Consider the following 15110-nt stretch of genomic DNA (forward strand, 5'->3'; position numbering starts at 1 on the left):
TTGGATGCGCCTATGCTAGGCAGCTGCCGGCCAGCAATCTTTGACAGCTTTGTCGGGAAACTGTCAAAGACTGTGAACCGGCTTAGCGGCTCAAACCCAAGCGCTCATGCCACTCGGCGATGGACTCTGCGGGATAGACGTCGAACTGCTGATCCCCAGGATGCGCCTCGACTTCCACCCACGGCGCCTTGGAGTCGAGCATCAAGTGCGTATGTTCCGGTGGCACCGGCAGCGGGGTGTCGATGGCCGACGCAAACGGGTGAATCAGCTCCGGCCATTCCGGGCTGAACAGCCACAAGCCTGAGCCACACAGAGAACAGAAATGCCGCTCGGCAGTGCTGCTGTGGGCGCGTTTATCGCCTTCGTCCTTGAGTCGTGCGTGATAAATCGCGATGTGCTTGCGACCGCGCACCTTCAGGCTGCCGGCTTCGCCGCCCAGATTGATCGCATAACCGCCACCGCCCTGAGTCTTGCGGCAGATCGAGCAGTAGCAACGCTGATACGGGTAGGGGTGGGCGCTGGTCAAACTGAACGACACTGCGCCGCAATGGCAGGAACCTTCGAGCTGCATGGGAACCTCCGACAGGTCTGGAACTTACCCAAGACAGCCTAGACCTTCAGCGCCCTTCGACCGGTACGAGAATCGCGTCGCCGGTCGCCACCAGTTTCAGTTGATCGCCGGTTTGCGCGAACAACTCGGCGCGGGCGAACACCTGCTTCTTGCCAGCCTTCACCACCTGACCCCGAGCGATGAACACTTCGCCGATGGCGGGTGCCAGGCAGTTCACTGAAAAATGCGATGCCAGCACGTTGCCGGCGACCGTTCCGGCTGCGAATCCGCAGGCTGTGTCGAGTAGCGCACCGATCAGTCCGGCGTGCAGGAAGCCTGCATACTGCGCCATATCGCTCTCGCGAAACGCCATCGTGAGCTCGGCTTCGCCGCTTTCTGCGCGAGTAACTTCGAAACCGGCCCAGCGGTTAAAGGCTGAGGTTGAGTTGATCTGTTTGAGTGCGTTGAGCATGGCGAATCCCTCCGATTGAGGCACCAACATGCGCCGGGTTTTGGGGGAAGTCATGGTGGATAAGGGAGGGTGATGGGCCGTTGGATTTGTGGTGAATGTTCTGGCCTCTTCGCGAGCAAGCCCGCTCCCACATTCGTCCGCATTCATCCGGGAGAACTCGGTTAAATGTGGGAGCGGGCTTGCTCGCGATGAACGATAACGCGGTCCCACTGGACGCCCACTGTCCGCCGGGTCAGCATGGCGCCTCGAAATCGGGACCTTGATCATGCGACGACTGCCTTCTTTAGCAGCACTCAGAACCTTCGAATGCGCCGCCCGCCACGCCCATTTCGGTCGGGCGGCGGCGGAGTTGTGCGTCACCGACAGCGCGGTCAGCCATCAGATTCGCCAGCTCGAAGAGCAATTGGGCGTGACGTTGTTCATCCGAGAAGGCCGGCAGATTCGCCCGACGATGGCCGCCGGGCGCCTGATGCAAAGTCTGCAGCAGGCCTTCGAGCTGATCGGTGATGCCTGCGATGAGCTGCGTGACCCGTCATCGCTGGCGGTGTTGCGTCTGGCAGTCACTGCCGAGCTGGCGCAAAAGTGGTTGATGAGTCGCCTGACGGATTTCTACGCGCGCTATCCGCACATCACCTTGCACCTCTACGAACAACCGATCGACGCCACAGCGCCAGGAGAAGACATCGACCTGGCGATCACTTACGGCACCGGCCCGGTGGACAGCAGCGCGTACTTTGTCCGGCCCTTGCCGGCGTTGCAGTTCTTCCCGGTGTGCAGCCCCGGACTGTTCAACCAGGGCACGTTGAAAACCCCGAAGGATCTGGCGCGTCACTGCCTGCTGCACGACGATCAGGACGGCAAGACCTGGACCGCCTGGCTCACCAGCCATGCCGGCGATCAGCGTCCGGAACGACAGTTGTATTTCGCCCACGCCGGTTTGGCGCTGGAAGCGGCGGCTCAAGGTCAGGGTGTGGCCATGGGCGATAACTTGACCGCGCAGGAGGATTTGCTCAGCGGTCGTCTGGTCCGGCCGTTCACTTCAAGCATGACTGCACTCGGCCAATATGCGCTGGTGTGTGAGCGGGTGCGGCTGGAGCGCCCGGCAGTGGCGCAGATGCTGGAGTGGTTCAACGATCAGCTGATCGATTGATGAATTGAATTCAAGTATTCCGAAATATTCATCGTTGGCGAGGAGGGCGCTGGCGACCGTAGCCTGTGGTTATTCCAATCCCCGTTGATGAGGTTTGACCATGGCACGGTTGCTCGACTCCACCCCCAAACTCGATGGTTTCCGCCTGCCCGGCGAATTCGAAACCAAGTCCGGTTGCTGGCTCGGCTGGCCGGAGCGCACCGACGTCTGGCGCAATGGCGCCAAGCCTGCGCAGAAAGTCTGGGTGCAGATCGTCACCGCCATCTCCCGCAGCGAACCGGTCACCGTGTGCGCCTCCGCTGCGCAGTTCGCCACCGCTCGCCGCCAATTGCCGCCTCAAGTGCGGGTGGTGGAAATGACCTGCAACGACACCTGGTTCCGTGACAGTGGCCCGTGCTTTGTGGTCAATGACGACAGCGGTGAGGTGCGCGGCGTTGACTTTGAGTTCAACGCATACGGCGGCCTCGACGGTGGCTTGTACTACCCGTGGGACAAGGACGATCAGATCGCCAGCAAAATCCTCGAAATCGAACGGTTCGACCGCTACCGCGCGCCGCTGATTGCCGAATTGGGCGGTATCCAGAGCGACGGCGAGGGCAGCATTCTCACCACCGAGCAATGCCTGCTCAACCGCAATCGCAACCAGCATTTGGGCAAGGAAGAAGTCACCCGCCGACTGACCGATTACCTCGGCGCCGAGCAAATCATCTGGCTGCCACGGGGCTGCAAATTCGACGAAACCGACGGCCATGTCGATGATCTCGCCTGCTTCGTGCGCCCCGGTGAAGTGGTGCTGCAATGGACCGATAATCGCGATGATCCGCAATGGGAAATCTACCAGGAGGCCTACGACATCCTGCGCACCACCCGCGACAGCCGTGGCCGTGAGTTGATCGTGCACAAACTGCCACAACCGAATGTGCTGGAATGGACCGCCGAGGAAGCTGAAGGCCTGGATCAGCAAGACAGCACGCACACCCGTCAGGCCGGGACGAAAATCTGCGCGTCGTACATCAACTACTACGCCGGCAATTCCTCGATCGTGGTGCCTTTGTTTGGTGATCGTAATGATCAGGCAGCAATGGCGACCCTTGCGGAACTGTTCCCGCAACACAAAATCGTCGGTATCGAAAACTCCAGGGAAATCCTCCTCGGTGGCGGTAACGTCGCGTGCATCACCATGCCGCAGTATGCAGGCAGTGCCTGCAACAAAAAGGGAGTTTGAAAATGGGCCTGCACAAACTGACTCAAGCGTTATTGCTGGTGCTTGCACCCCTGTGTGTGCAGGCCGCCGACACCGCCAAGCCGGTGGTCAATCTGTACATCTGGGGCGAGTACCTGGCCCCGGACACCCTGACCAATTTCGAGAAGAAAACCGGCATCCACGTGGTGGTCGACCACTTCGACTCCCTGGAAACCGTAGAGACCAAACTGCTCACCGGACGTAGCGGCTATGACCTGGTGCTGACCGCCGGCCAACATTTGTCCCGGGCGATCCAGAGCGGGGCGATTCAAATCCTGAACCCGCAACAGCTGCCGCATTTTGCTGGCGTGGGTGACGAGTTCCGCCAGCACATGGCGGTGTTCGATCCGGGCAATCGGTACGCCGGGATCTACGCCTGGGGCACCACTGGCGTCGGCTATCAGGAAGAGGCAATCAACAAGCGCCTGCCCGACGCACCACGGGACAGTTGGGCGATGCTGTTCAACCCAGCGGTGGTGTCGAAATTTGCCGATTGCGGGGTCAGTTTGCTCAACGATCCCAACGAGGTTTTCGCAGCGGTCATGAAGTACATGGGCCTGGACATCAACCGTCAGAACCTCGATGACCTGAAGCGGGCCGAGCAGCAACTGGCGAAGATCCGGCCCTACATCCGCTACTTCGACAATGACCTGAACATCAGCGACCTGGCCAATGGCAACACCTGCGTCGCGATGTCATGGAACGGCAACGTCGCCATCGCCGCCGGACAGGCCGAGGCTGCGAACAAGCCGTTCAAGTTGAATTATCAGATACCGAAGGAGGGCACGTTGATCTGGTTCGACGCGATGGTCATTCCCAAGGATGCGCCTCATCCGCAGGCGGGACTGGCGTTGATGGATTATCTAATGACGCCGGAGGTGATTGCGCCGATCACTGACACCATCCACTACGCCAATGCGATTACGGCGGCGGACGGCTTGATTGATCCGGCGATTCGCAATGACCCGGGGACGTATCCGTCGGCTGAAGTGAGGGCTTCGTTGTATAGCAAGAATGACAATGGCAAGGCGTTTAACCGGGCGTTGATTCGGGCGTTCAGTCGGTTGAAGTCGGGGTTGTGACTGGCATTGGATGATGTGTTGAATGTGCTGACGCCTTCGCGAGCAAGCCCGCTCCCACATTCGACCGCATTCATCCGGTAGAGCTCGGTTAAATGTGGGAGCGGCGGTGCGACGATTCGACTTGCTCGCGAAGAACGATAACGCGGTCTACCGGTTGGGCACACGCCACAAATACCACGCCGCCACCGTCCGAAACGGACTCCACCCCAGCCCGATCTCAATCATCTGCTTGCGATTGGGCTGCACCTCCAACCCCTTCATCCGCCGATACCCCTCACGCACCCCGAAATCATCGGCCGGCAAAATATCCGGTCGTTCCAGGCTGTAAATCAGCAACATCTCAACCGTCCAGCGCCCAACCCCACGCAGGGTGATCAAGCGTTCGATCAACGCTTCATCATCCATGGCCAGTGCCGTGGCGTAATCCGGCACCACACCGTCCAGCGCTGCTTGGGCAATGCCCTGAATGGTCGCGATCTTGCCAGCGGAAAACCCGCAACTGCGCAGTTGATCAAACTCAGTCGCGACAATCTGTTCAGGCCTCGGGAACTCACCCGTCCCAAACAACGCGATCAACCGACCGACAATCGCATCCCCGGCCTTCGCATGCAGTTGCTGGTAGGCAATCGCCCGCACCAGTGACTCATAAGGATCGCGAGCCGCATGGGGCTGATGCAGGCAAGGGCCGACGGCTGCGATGTGGCGGCGCCAGTCCTCATCGATGGACGATAGAAACTCGGTGGCGGGCAGATAGGCGTCGGGCATGGGGTCAAGCTTTCCCGGACGGCGCCAACAAGGCGTTCACTTCGCCATAGGTGAAGGTCTTCAGATCACGGCTGTCGAGTGTTCCTGTTTCCAGAAAGCTCTTGGCCAGTGCGCTCATGGCGCCATACAGAAACTCGGCAATGCGTGAACCCGCGCTCAAACGGCGTACGCCGAGGGCTTTCAGCTCTTCAGGCGATGGCAAACCGGGGAGCCCGAGGACGTTCAATGGCAACGGAGTGCCCTGGCACAGCGCAGCGATTTCGTACTCAGCCGTGACGCCAGCCGCGAACAAACCATCGGCACCGGCCGCCTGATACAACGCGGCGCGCCTGAGCGTCTCTGCCACGCGATCTTCGGCGGGCACCAGGCTCTTGAGATACACATCGCTGCGGGCGTTGATGAACAGCTTCACATTTCGGCGACTGGCAACCTGCCGAGCGATTTCGATCTTGCGCACCAGAAGCTCGGGCGGGGACGCACCGTCCTCGATATTGATCCCGACGGCCCCGGCGGCAATCACCGCATCGATGAGGTCGGCCACCCGCGTCAGGTCATCGGAATAACCGGCCTCGATGTCCACGGTCAACGGCACCGAGATCACCCGGGCGATGGACTCGACCGTTGATATCAGGCGCTCAAGGGGCAGGGCATTGCCATCCGGATAACCGTGAGCCCAGGCGACTGCCGCGCTGCTGGTGGCGACGGCTTTACAGCCCAGCTGTTCCACGATGCGCGCCCCGGCGGCATCGGCGACGTTGGTGAGGATCAGCAAGCCGTCGTGGTGCAACTGGTGAAATAGGTTGTCCATCGAATGTCCTTCCTTATGACTGATTGAGAGAGCCGGAAAGTAATCAGAATGCGAGTTGTTGCGTGATCTGCACCGCCGCTTTTTCCAGCCTGAGCAGGAACGCCTTGCGCGGTTGTCCTCCACCATAGCCGGTCAGCGAGCCGTCCGCGCCGATCACCCGGTGACAGGGCACGACAATCGAGAGACGGTTATGCCCGTTGGCCAGGCCCACGGCGCGACTGGCGCCGGGTTTGCCCAATAGCGCCGCGATGGCGCCGTAGGTGCTGGTCTGGCCGTACGGGATCTTCGCCAGTTCGGCCCAGACCTGTCGGGCGAAATCGCTGCCAGGCAAGTGTAGTGGAACGTTGAAGTCAGTGAGTTTGCCGGCGAAATACTGCGTCAGCTCGTCTTCAATCTGCTGCAAATGCGCGTTATGTCCTGGCGCGACCGCATAGCCGTATCGATTCTGCAATTCTTCGACTTCCCTGGTCAGCGCTGGCCGATCAAGAAACTCCAGCAGCACCAGGCCGCGTCGTTCGGCCATGGCGATCATCGGCCCCAGCGGTGTGGTCAGGCGAGTGAACAGCAGCGGCTCGCTGTTGGCGGCGCGGCCCGGCGTGATGTTGAAGGACTTTTGAAACGCATCGCGAAATCCGCTCAGGGACTCGTAGCCCGAGTCGAACGCCGCGCTGTCGATGGAATCGCCCTGTTTGATCCCGCCCAACGCCATGCCGAGGCGTCGGGTGCGCAGCCAGGCGTGAAAGGTCATGCCGAAATGCTGCTTGAACCAACGGCGCAGTTTCAGCGGCTCGATGCCCTCGGCCAGCAACTGGGCATCGGTCCAGCGCTGGTCGGGGTCGGCGTCTACCGATTTGAGCAGCCGCTGCACCCAGTCCGGCGCGATGGCCGCCGCGTCCAGTGGTTTGCAGCGCAGGCAAGCGCGGTAGCCCGCCGACATGCACTCATCGGCATGGGCGAAGAACTCGACATTCTCCGGCTTCGGTTTGCGCGCGGTGCAACTGGGGCGACAGAAGATGCCGGTGGTTTTGACCGCGGTAAAGAACACCCCCTCGTAGGCGGTGTCTCGTTCGAGCATGGCGCGAACCATCTCGGCGTGGGGCGGAAGCAAAGCGTTTTGTAGGTTCATGAAGTGAGCATAAGGCGCGTCGCCCAACGCCTCCACCGGAAAATCGACAGAGAATTCCAGTCATTCGTCATGAGGAACTGCCTAATGCCTATGTCGGTGATGGATGTCCGGAAAATGTGGATGGCTGTGGCGCAGCGGTGTGTGTTCATGTTCGTGACTGTGGGGTTCGGTCCCGTCCCACTGGAACGAATGCTCATGTTGATGATGCTCGTCATGCACGTGGCGATGAGCATGCTTGAGCGCCTCATGTTGATGCTCATGGGCATGACGTTCCTTGAGGTGAATCCATACCCCAAGGCCCATCAACAGCGAAGCGGCCCAAAACGTCAGCGTGACGGGTTCATTCAACAGCAAGATGGCAATCGCCGCGCCGAGGAAAGGTGCCGTGGAAAAGTAGGCGCCGGTACGCGCAGTGCCCAGGCCTCGAAGCGCCAGAACGAACAACACCAGGCTGATGCCATACCCCAGGAAACCGACGATCAACGTAGGCCCCAGCACCGTCATGTGCGGCAGTTTTGCGCCGAGTAACAGTGCCAGAGAGCAGTTCACCGCCCCGGCGACCAACCCCTTGATGCCGGCAATAAACAACGCATCCGAGGCCGATACCTTGCGCGTCAGGTTGTTATCGATCGCCCAGCAGACGCAGGCCAGCGCTACCGCCAACGGTCCGATCCAGCCCTGTGACTGCGCCGGGTTCTGCGGCCAGGCCAGCAGTAAGCCACCGGCGACGATTGCCAGCATTCCGGCGACGATGCGCCGGTCAGCGTTCTCCTTGAATACCACCCAGGCCAGGACGGCGGTCAATACCGATTCGAGATTGAGCATCAGCGAGGCTGTGGCGCCGGAGGTCAGGGTCAAACCGAACATCAGCGCCACCGGCCCGAGCACGCCGCCAAAAGCGATGGCACCGATCAGCCATGGCCACTCCGACGATTTCAGGCCGCTGGGCTGCCAGCCCCGGTCGCGCAACAGTCTGACGAGCGTCAGGCCCAGCCCGCTGCCCAGGTACAACAAACCGGCCAAAAGGATCGGCGAAAGGTTCAGGCCCAGCAACTTGGCCAATGGCGTACTCGCGCCAAAAAGAGCGGCAGCACCAAGGGCGTAGACAACGTTCAGATTCATTCAAGGCTCGTTGGAGATTGAGACGGGATGAAACGCAGTTTGAACCTGCATTGCGTCCAGTCAATCCATAACCTCAGGCTCGGCGCGCCATCAGCAACACCGAAGCCGCCGCCGACAGCAATCCCGCGCAGCAACGATTGAATAGCCGCTTGCCCCGGGGTTCGGCGAACCAGCGGCGCATGTGCAGGCCCATGTAGGCGTAGGCGCCGATGGCGATCCATTCCAGCATCAGGAACAACGCGCCCAACACGGCGAATTGCGGCGATACGGCTTGGGTCGAGTCGACGAACTGGGGCAGGAACGCGGTGAAGATCAGGATCGCTTTCGGATTACCGGCCGCCACCAGGAACTCTTGCCGAGCCAACGCCAGCATCCCCACCGGCGCGCCCGCCACCACGTTTTCCGCCCCGGGATCCGCGCGCCACAATTGCCAGGCGAGGTAGAGCAGATACGCCGCCCCCAGAATCTTGATCGCGTAGAACAACAACTCCGACGTTTGCAGCACCACCGCCAGCCCCGCCGACGCGAGGGCGATCATGCCGGCGAACGCGAGCAGCCGGCCGATCCCGGCGACACAGGCGATGCGGTAGCCATAGCGGGTCGAGTTGCTGACCGACAACAGGTTGTTCGGCCCGGGCGCCATGTTCAGGGCGAAGCAGGCCGGAAGAAACAGGGTGAGGGTGGCGAGGTCCATGACGGGGCTCCAAAAGCAGGAACGGTATTTTTATCACAGGCGTGGGGCGGCTTGACCCATACAGTGGTGGACGTCGGTCGCGGTACAGCTGAGGGGTGTTTTGTTCAATACAGCCATCAGGTCGCTCTTTACCTTGAGGCCTCGTTCAACTGAATTGAAGAAGGTCTGTGATGAGTCTGATTATCTCGATGGCGGCGTTCGCACTGGTGGCCTCAATAACCCCAGGGCCGGTGAACATCGTGGCGTTGAGTTCCGGCGCGCAGTTTGGTTTTCGCGCCAGTCAAAGGCATGTGGCCGGGGCGACGCTGGGTTTCGTTGTGTTGTTGGTGTTGATGGGATTAGGCCTGCATGAGGTGTTGCAGCGATGGCCAGCGCTGACGCAGGTGGTGCAATGGGCGGGTGTGGCGTTCCTGTTGTACATGGCCTTCAAGTTGGCCGCCGACAATGGGCATCTGGATGCGAAGGAGTCAGGCCGGGCACCGTCGATGGTGTACGGCGCCGTCATGCAATGGCTCAACCCGAAAGCCTGGCTGGCCTGTGTGGCCGGCATGGGCGCTTTTGTGGCGGATGGCGAGGCGCGGCTGGTCTGGCAGTTTGCGGCGGTGTATCTGGTGGTTTGCTACGTGTCGGTCGGCAGTTGGGTCTACGCCGGGACGTTTTTACGCGGGTATTTGAGCAACGCCAAAGGCATGCGGTTGTTTAACCGAAGCATGGCGTTGCTCTTGGTGGTGTGCGCGGGATATTTGATCCGGGCTTAGGCGCTGCGCATCAACCCAGACCGCTCAGTGCATTTTCTACCGGTAGCGGCAGGGCGTTGAACCGATTGGTTCGCAGTTCCGCGATGGCATAGATGGCGCGCGCTGTGCGGCCATTTCCGTCGATAAAACTGTGGTAGCCCAGGAATGCCCCCAGCATCTGTTTGCCGAAGTACTCATGAGCCGAATCCAGGACTGCCAGGTGTTTTTCCAGCATCGCTGCGCCCGACACGTTGGACGGGTAACGTGCTTGAGCGGTAGGGCTGCGCAAGGCATCTGTCGCTTCGGGCACCAGACGCCGATGCAGTTCTTTGTAAACGGCAGGGTCGGTCAGGGACTTGCCATTACCGCTGAACTCGCGAAGCAAGGTCCTGATGTTATCAACCTCGTTTCGAGAGCTCGACGCTTTGAGAATCCAGGCAGCGGCTCGATCAGCGTTGTCGGTCAAGCGGTCCGGGTTAAAGGACACATCGTCGAGAAAGCCGCTGTAAGGTGCTTTGCCAAGGTCCGAAGCGAGCAATGTTTTTTGATGTTGATTCATGGCCGTCAAGTTTTTGTACTCCACCTCCAGAAGGTCGTTGAACAGCTCCGGCAGTGTCGTGTGATCCTTGAACTGTCGCAGGTTATCCAGGGAAAACTTTTGCGCTTGCTGGCGTATCAACGAATCGACAACGTCCGAATCCAGGACCTTCTTCAGCGATTGAGCGGTGTCAGACTGGCGTGCGAGGTCGGTCAACGAGCCTTCAAGCAAATGCTGAAGCTCCGTTTGGGGAACGTTCTTGGGCAACTTTGCACTATTGGCTTGCAGGTGCTTGAGCACATGTTCAGCGGTTTCGAGCCCATCGCTTTTAAACAGCGCCCGCGCATGCGCTACGGTGTCGAGGCTGATGCGGATCCGCGCAGCCGCACCGGTGTGGTAGAGGGCGCGCAGCAGATTGTAGGAATGGGCGCCTGTCAGGCGATACAGCTGCGCCCTGACGATATGCGCCGCAGCGGCAGTATGGCCGGCGAATTTTATCGCGCCTCTGCCAATCAGTTTTACACCGCCGTTGAGCAGGGTCGGTATTCCGTCCAGCGGGTTCAACAGGGAAACGACGGTGCGCGTGCCAATCCGGGATGCGGACAACAATTTTGTGGCCAATGACGCGCTCTTTCCAACGGCCTTGCCCACTTGTGCCGGCACGCTGGCAAAGACAAAGGCAACAGCCGCCGCGTCCATTACGCAACTGGCGATCGCGTCCCGCTGCCTGGCCGGAATACCGGAAGACAAACCCTCGATGCATTCCTTGAACGGAATGATCAAATTCAACAGCGTATTAAAGATGACATCGAACTTTTCCGACGCCAGTTCCTGTTCCGTGCTGTCACGGCCCATGTCCGCCAGTTCACTTTCGGTCAGGAAGGGATGCTGCTCAGCGATCAGGTCGCTGATGGCTTTTATGCGCTCGGCGTTGAAGTAAGCCATCGGTTTATTGGAGAGGGTCGGGTGCGACGCACTGTCGAATTCACCTATCTTGCGCACGAATACCGAAGACGTCGTATCACTGCGCGGCGCAGCGTTTTCCAAGTAGGCATCCAGATCCAGTGGTGCATTCTGAAAGCTGTTGTCTTCGATAAAGTTGCCCCGTATGCCGTCCTGTCCATAAGTAAACAGGTATTGACCGACTTTCTCCCTGAGTTCCGGCGCGCTCCGGCATTCAGAGCGCAACGGGAACAGCTCGAAGCAGCGAACCAGTGTGCCTTGATATTCTGCACAAATGATCACGCCGTAACGGCCCGTTCGCTCCCGTGTCGCCTCGGGTATTGATCCTGCGTAAAAATGCTGTTTGTAGGCTTCTACGCGGTAGATAGCCAATCGCCCATGTTCGATAAATCTTCTGTTGGATTCCTCCAACTGTGAAAACACATAGCGAATCGTGGTTGACAGGCCGGATATCAGATCGCTGTAGTGATTGTGCACGGCTGTTTCATATAGGTCGGCAACCGGGTATAGCTGCTTGAGCCTGGGAAACTCCTGATAAATATCTTGGCCCCTGGTACGCCCCCAGTCTTGCGTGTGAAGTTGGTCGCTCATGTACAAGTCCAACACCGACACTTCGCGTCCGCCACCGCCACCGGAGCCCCGGTGTTTGACCAGCCGTTCATGAGGGTCGCAGGCCGGTACGACCGATGTCAGCTCTTTCAATGCGAGGGCTTTGAGCCGGGGAATTGGCTTGTTGATCGCGTTAAGCGCGGTAGACAGCGTCTCGACATGCTCGTTATAGGCCTTGATGCCTTTATTGATCGTTTCGAAGCTCAGGTTGCCGTCCGCGTCGCGTTGGATCAGTCCATTCATCAATGCCCACGTAACGACCGGGTCAATCCCCGCCATGGCGTGCAAATCATTGAGTTGCGGGGTGAGCCCCGAGATCGGGCTAAAGCCCAGCAAGTGTTCATAGGTCATGCGCCGGGAGCAACCGGGAACAATGCTTTCGGCCAAGCCCACGGCTTGGCAGAGGATGACCCAGCCCGGGGTTCCGACCTCCAGCGACGGGGGTAGTTCGCGCACCAGATACTCCGGTGCCATACCCGCCAATGCCAGTTCGGCCACCAGGGGGGCGATGAGTTTATCGAGCTTGAAGCGCTGAATCAGATGCGCTTCCAGGTCATTGCGGACATCGCAAGGCCGGCGCTGAACCTGGGCCGAGGAGTAAAAGTTGAACCCTGCAAGCGTCGTGTTGGCCGTGTCTATCTCGGGATCGAGGTCCAGCAGCATGGCGGCGATCAGCAACTGATCAACAAATTGTTTCGACGCCTTGGGGCCTGACTCGTCGGTGAACCAACCCAGCGCATCAATGTAGTTTTGCCCTGTTTCATCCTGCAGGCGCGCATCGCTGATCAGCCGTTGCAAGCGGTACTCGAGGCTCTGTGGCTGCTTGTCCGATCCTGCGTTTTCCAACACCAGCGATGCGCCAAAGTATTCGGCCAACGGCATTTCGTTGCCGGTCAGTTGCGCTGTGATGTCACGAATAATCGCGCGTTTACTCTTGGTTAACTCGAAGGGCGAATCCTCTGGAGCGTCCAGCAGCTCCCAGTAGTTACCCGTGTCCGGCAGGTCCGGCATAACGGCGAAGTTGAGCAGGTCAATCAGCGCTTTGGTACTTTCTTCATCGGTGGGTAGTGGCAAATCATGAAAGCGCAACCATTGACTGACGACCACTTTATCGCCGGTGGCTATCCAGCCGCCGGTCAACTTTGCCATGTTCGCCAACCGTTTTAATTCTTCGTTGATAGTTGCAATGGCTAGCACATGGGAAGTGATGTCCATGGGCGAAAACCAGGCAGTGGTGGCATCGTTCAGAGTGCTGGAGTTCGGCCAGGAGTAATACAGCCGGCCGCCTTCATCGACGAGGAAAACGGCGTGTGGCGGTATGGACTTCGAGGTGCGGATTGTCAGAAAGTCGGGATGTCGGGTCAGGTTGTACAAGTAAACACTGGCGGAACGATGAACCTGATCGAAATCGGAACCGGGAATGCAGGTGGCCGCAATGTTGTTCCATGACCACCCGAGGTCCTGGATTATCTCGTTACCAAGGGCTTGACTGACGACGGTAGTGATTGCTTGTTTTTGACGGCCGTTTGGAGTGCTTTCGGACAGGATGTCTTGAGTTTTCATAGTTAGATAAAATCTTTCTGGAAGTTGTTAATTTTTTTGAGTGTTAAAAAAATAATTAGGTGAAAGTTGAGCGGTTTTGATGGTGGGGGATGAGGGGATAATAAGTAATTGTATTTATATGTCTGTATGTTTCGCTCTTAATAAATAGAGCGGGAAGGGCTGCTAGTGTGCAGTTTTAATCGGGTGAGAATAGTTTTATTGATATGTGTTTATAGATGTAATCATAGGAATGAAGTTTAAGAGGACTCCGAGCTGACCAGCAATAACCCGTTTAACCCCGATACTGTCCAGGCGTCGCCGCCAGATGCTGTTTGAACGCACGCTGAAAATGCGCCTGATCGGCAAACCCGGCTTCGAGCGCCACATCGGCGATCAGCTTGCCGCTGCGCAACTGATCGCGGGCGAACTGGATACGCCGGTTAACCAGAAAAGCGTGGGGCGTCATGCCGTAATGCTGCTTGAACGCACGGATCAGGTAGGACGGCGATAGCTGGGCCGCCTCGCAAATGTCTTCGAGCTTGAGCATTTGCGTGCAGTTGTCGCGGATGTAATCGGCCGCCCGTTCCAGTTTGAAATTGGGCTCGCGCAGCGGTTGATCGATCGGATTGAGCCGCTGCTGCACGTCGGTGAAAAACTCCACCGCCGCGCTTTGCTTGCGCAGCACGTCTTGCTGCGCATCGACCAGTGTGTCGTACAAACCCTTCAGGCCGACAAACAGGTCGCTGTCGTGAGTATGGGTGATGGAAAACCGGCGAAACGCCAAGTCCTGGCTGAAGCCGAGCTGATGCTGCAAATCGGTCAGCCAGGGTGTCTCGACGTACAGCATCAGGTAGGACCACGGCTGGTCATCGATGGGATTGCAGGCGTGGACATCACCGGGATTCATCAGCACCACGGTGCCGGCACTGACCTGAAACTCCGATTGCTCGTGGAGGTAGGTACTGCGCCCGGCCGTGATCGCACCGATGGAGAAGTGCTCGTGGGAATGCCGGGTGTAGCAGACCTCGCGGCCGTCGGCGATGGAGCGGGCTTCGATGAAGGGCAGGGCGTCGTCGCGCCAGAAGCGCGGGGCTTTGTCAGCGTCTTTGGCAACGGCGTGCTTCATGGTCAGCGTCCTTGGCAGGTCAGCGTCGCAGTGTATTAGCTCTCGCCGGCAAAGGCTCGTTGCAGCGCTGCGATGTCGAGTTTTTTCATCTGCAACATCGCCGTCATGGCGCGTTGGGATTTCGCCGTGTCAGGGTCTTTCATCATGTCCATCAGGGCCACCGGTACGATCTGCCAGGACACGCCGAATTTGTCCTTGAGCCAGCCGCATTGCTGGGCCTCAACGGGCCCGCCCACGGACAGGCGCCCCCAGAAGTGGTCGACTTCTTCCTGAGTATGGCAATTGACCTGAAATGAAACCGCTTCATTGAACTTGAATATGGGACCGCCGTTGAGGCCGGTAAAACTCTGCCCGTCCAGTTCGAAACTGACCGTCATCACCGAGCCTTCGGGCCTGCCGTGGATCTCCTGACCGGCCTTGCTGTAGTGAGTGGTGGCGCTGATTTTCGAATGATCGAAGATCGCACAATAGAACTTCGCGGCCTCCTCGGCTTGATTGTCGAACCACAGGCAGGGCGTGAGTTTTTGAACGCGGTGCATGGTGTAGCTCCTCTACGGATTTCTCAGGCTGGACTTTCAGCGTA

General features: G+C 59.0%; 14 protein-coding genes. 4 read left to right on the forward strand and 10 right to left on the reverse strand.

Annotated elements, in window-relative coordinates:
• Positions 1–82 precede the first annotated feature (82 nt).
• The gene (locus CKW16_RS09710; RefSeq protein ID WP_095128220.1) at positions 83–571 is read right to left on the reverse strand and encodes a GFA family protein; all 489 of its coding nucleotides are present in this window, start codon (positions 569–571) and stop codon (positions 83–85) included.
• A gap of 46 nt (positions 572–617) precedes the next feature.
• Positions 618–1022 (reverse strand): PaaI family thioesterase, encoded by a 405-nt coding sequence (locus CKW16_RS09715; protein ID WP_033054578.1) that lies wholly within the window; start codon positions 1020–1022, stop codon positions 618–620.
• 265 nt (positions 1023–1287) lie between these two features.
• On the opposite strand from CKW16_RS09715, the gene CKW16_RS09720 reads away from it, so the two are divergent.
• The 3 genes from CKW16_RS09720 to CKW16_RS09730 all read left to right on the forward strand — a co-directional run bounded on the left by CKW16_RS09720 (position 1288) and on the right by CKW16_RS09730 (position 4497).
• The gene (locus CKW16_RS09720) at positions 1288–2172 is read left to right on the forward strand and encodes a LysR substrate-binding domain-containing protein (protein ID WP_033054579.1); all 885 of its coding nucleotides are present in this window, start codon (positions 1288–1290) and stop codon (positions 2170–2172) included.
• A 100-nt stretch (positions 2173–2272) separates the two neighbouring features.
• Positions 2273–3397, forward strand: coding sequence for an agmatine deiminase (gene aguA, locus CKW16_RS09725; RefSeq protein WP_095128221.1), 1125 nt, complete (start codon positions 2273–2275; stop codon positions 3395–3397).
• A 2-nt stretch (positions 3398–3399) separates the two neighbouring features.
• Positions 3400–4497 (forward strand): extracellular solute-binding protein, encoded by a 1098-nt coding sequence (locus CKW16_RS09730; protein ID WP_095128222.1) that lies wholly within the window; start codon positions 3400–3402, stop codon positions 4495–4497.
• A gap of 147 nt (positions 4498–4644) precedes the next feature.
• On the opposite strand, the gene CKW16_RS09735 is transcribed toward CKW16_RS09730, so the two are convergent.
• The 5 genes from CKW16_RS09735 to CKW16_RS09755 form a co-directional block, all read right to left on the reverse strand.
• Entirely contained in the window at positions 4645–5262 is a 618-nt protein-coding gene (locus tag CKW16_RS09735) for a DNA-3-methyladenine glycosylase (RefSeq protein WP_095128223.1), read from the reverse strand.
• A gap of 4 nt (positions 5263–5266) precedes the next feature.
• On the reverse strand, positions 5267–6070 hold the full coding sequence (locus CKW16_RS09740) for an isocitrate lyase/phosphoenolpyruvate mutase family protein (RefSeq protein ID WP_095128224.1): 804 nt from the start codon (positions 6068–6070) through the stop codon (positions 5267–5269).
• Positions 6071–6113: 43 nt separating this feature from the next.
• Positions 6114–7196 (reverse strand): bifunctional transcriptional activator/DNA repair enzyme AdaA, encoded by a 1083-nt coding sequence (locus CKW16_RS09745; RefSeq protein ID WP_095128225.1) that lies wholly within the window; start codon positions 7194–7196, stop codon positions 6114–6116.
• A gap of 81 nt (positions 7197–7277) precedes the next feature.
• Positions 7278–8318, reverse strand: a complete 1041-nt coding sequence (locus CKW16_RS09750; RefSeq protein WP_095128226.1) for a DMT family transporter — start codon at positions 8316–8318, stop codon at positions 7278–7280.
• Positions 8319–8391: 73 nt separating this feature from the next.
• Complete coding sequence (locus tag CKW16_RS09755) at positions 8392–9012, reverse strand: LysE family translocator (protein ID WP_095128227.1); 621 nt, start codon at positions 9010–9012, stop codon at positions 8392–8394.
• 170 nt (positions 9013–9182) lie between these two features.
• Here CKW16_RS09755 and CKW16_RS09760 point away from each other — a divergent pair, with 170 nt between their 5' ends.
• The gene (locus CKW16_RS09760; protein ID WP_095128228.1) at positions 9183–9770 is read left to right on the forward strand and encodes a LysE family translocator; all 588 of its coding nucleotides are present in this window, start codon (positions 9183–9185) and stop codon (positions 9768–9770) included.
• Positions 9771–9780: 10 nt separating this feature from the next.
• On the opposite strand, the gene CKW16_RS09765 is transcribed toward CKW16_RS09760, so the two are convergent.
• The 3 genes from CKW16_RS09765 to CKW16_RS09775 all read right to left on the reverse strand — a co-directional run bounded on the left by CKW16_RS09765 (position 9781) and on the right by CKW16_RS09775 (position 15066).
• Positions 9781–13233: a hypothetical protein gene (locus CKW16_RS09765; RefSeq protein ID WP_141232723.1), complete on the reverse strand. Its 3453-nt coding sequence runs from the start codon at positions 13231–13233 to the stop codon at positions 9781–9783.
• A gap of 460 nt (positions 13234–13693) precedes the next feature.
• Positions 13694–14527, reverse strand: a complete 834-nt coding sequence (locus tag CKW16_RS09770) for an AraC family transcriptional regulator (protein ID WP_095128230.1) — start codon at positions 14525–14527, stop codon at positions 13694–13696.
• A gap of 35 nt (positions 14528–14562) precedes the next feature.
• Positions 14563–15066: a VOC family protein gene (locus CKW16_RS09775; protein WP_095128231.1), complete on the reverse strand. Its 504-nt coding sequence runs from the start codon at positions 15064–15066 to the stop codon at positions 14563–14565.
• Between the last annotated feature and the right edge of the window lie 44 nt (positions 15067–15110).

This window comes from Pseudomonas sp. Irchel s3h14 (assembly GCF_900187425.1).
Taxonomy (GTDB): domain Bacteria; phylum Pseudomonadota; class Gammaproteobacteria; order Pseudomonadales; family Pseudomonadaceae; genus Aquipseudomonas.

Excerpts from the sequence above, each read along its gene's own strand:
- CKW16_RS09710 (WP_095128220.1), bottom strand. The coding sequence starts at position 571 with ATGCAGCTCGAAGGTTCCTGCCATTGCGGCGCAGTGTCGTTCAGTTTG.
- CKW16_RS09715 (WP_033054578.1), bottom strand. The coding sequence starts at position 1,022 with ATGCTCAACGCACTCAAACAGATCAACTCAACCTCAGCCTTTAACCGC.
- CKW16_RS09720 (WP_033054579.1), top strand. The coding sequence starts at position 1,288 with ATGCGACGACTGCCTTCTTTAGCAGCACTCAGAACCTTCGAATGCGCC.
- aguA (WP_095128221.1), top strand. The coding sequence starts at position 2,273 with ATGGCACGGTTGCTCGACTCCACCCCCAAACTCGATGGTTTCCGCCTG.
- CKW16_RS09730 (WP_095128222.1), top strand. The coding sequence starts at position 3,400 with ATGGGCCTGCACAAACTGACTCAAGCGTTATTGCTGGTGCTTGCACCC.
- CKW16_RS09735 (WP_095128223.1), bottom strand. The coding sequence starts at position 5,262 with ATGCCCGACGCCTATCTGCCCGCCACCGAGTTTCTATCGTCCATCGAT.
- CKW16_RS09740 (WP_095128224.1), bottom strand. The coding sequence starts at position 6,070 with ATGGACAACCTATTTCACCAGTTGCACCACGACGGCTTGCTGATCCTC.
- CKW16_RS09745 (WP_095128225.1), bottom strand. The coding sequence starts at position 7,196 with ATGAACCTACAAAACGCTTTGCTTCCGCCCCACGCCGAGATGGTTCGC.
- CKW16_RS09750 (WP_095128226.1), bottom strand. The coding sequence starts at position 8,318 with ATGAATCTGAACGTTGTCTACGCCCTTGGTGCTGCCGCTCTTTTTGGC.
- CKW16_RS09755 (WP_095128227.1), bottom strand. The coding sequence starts at position 9,012 with ATGGACCTCGCCACCCTCACCCTGTTTCTTCCGGCCTGCTTCGCCCTG.
- CKW16_RS09760 (WP_095128228.1), top strand. The coding sequence starts at position 9,183 with ATGAGTCTGATTATCTCGATGGCGGCGTTCGCACTGGTGGCCTCAATA.
- CKW16_RS09770 (WP_095128230.1), bottom strand. The coding sequence starts at position 14,527 with ATGAAGCACGCCGTTGCCAAAGACGCTGACAAAGCCCCGCGCTTCTGG.
- CKW16_RS09775 (WP_095128231.1), bottom strand. The coding sequence starts at position 15,066 with ATGCACCGCGTTCAAAAACTCACGCCCTGCCTGTGGTTCGACAATCAA.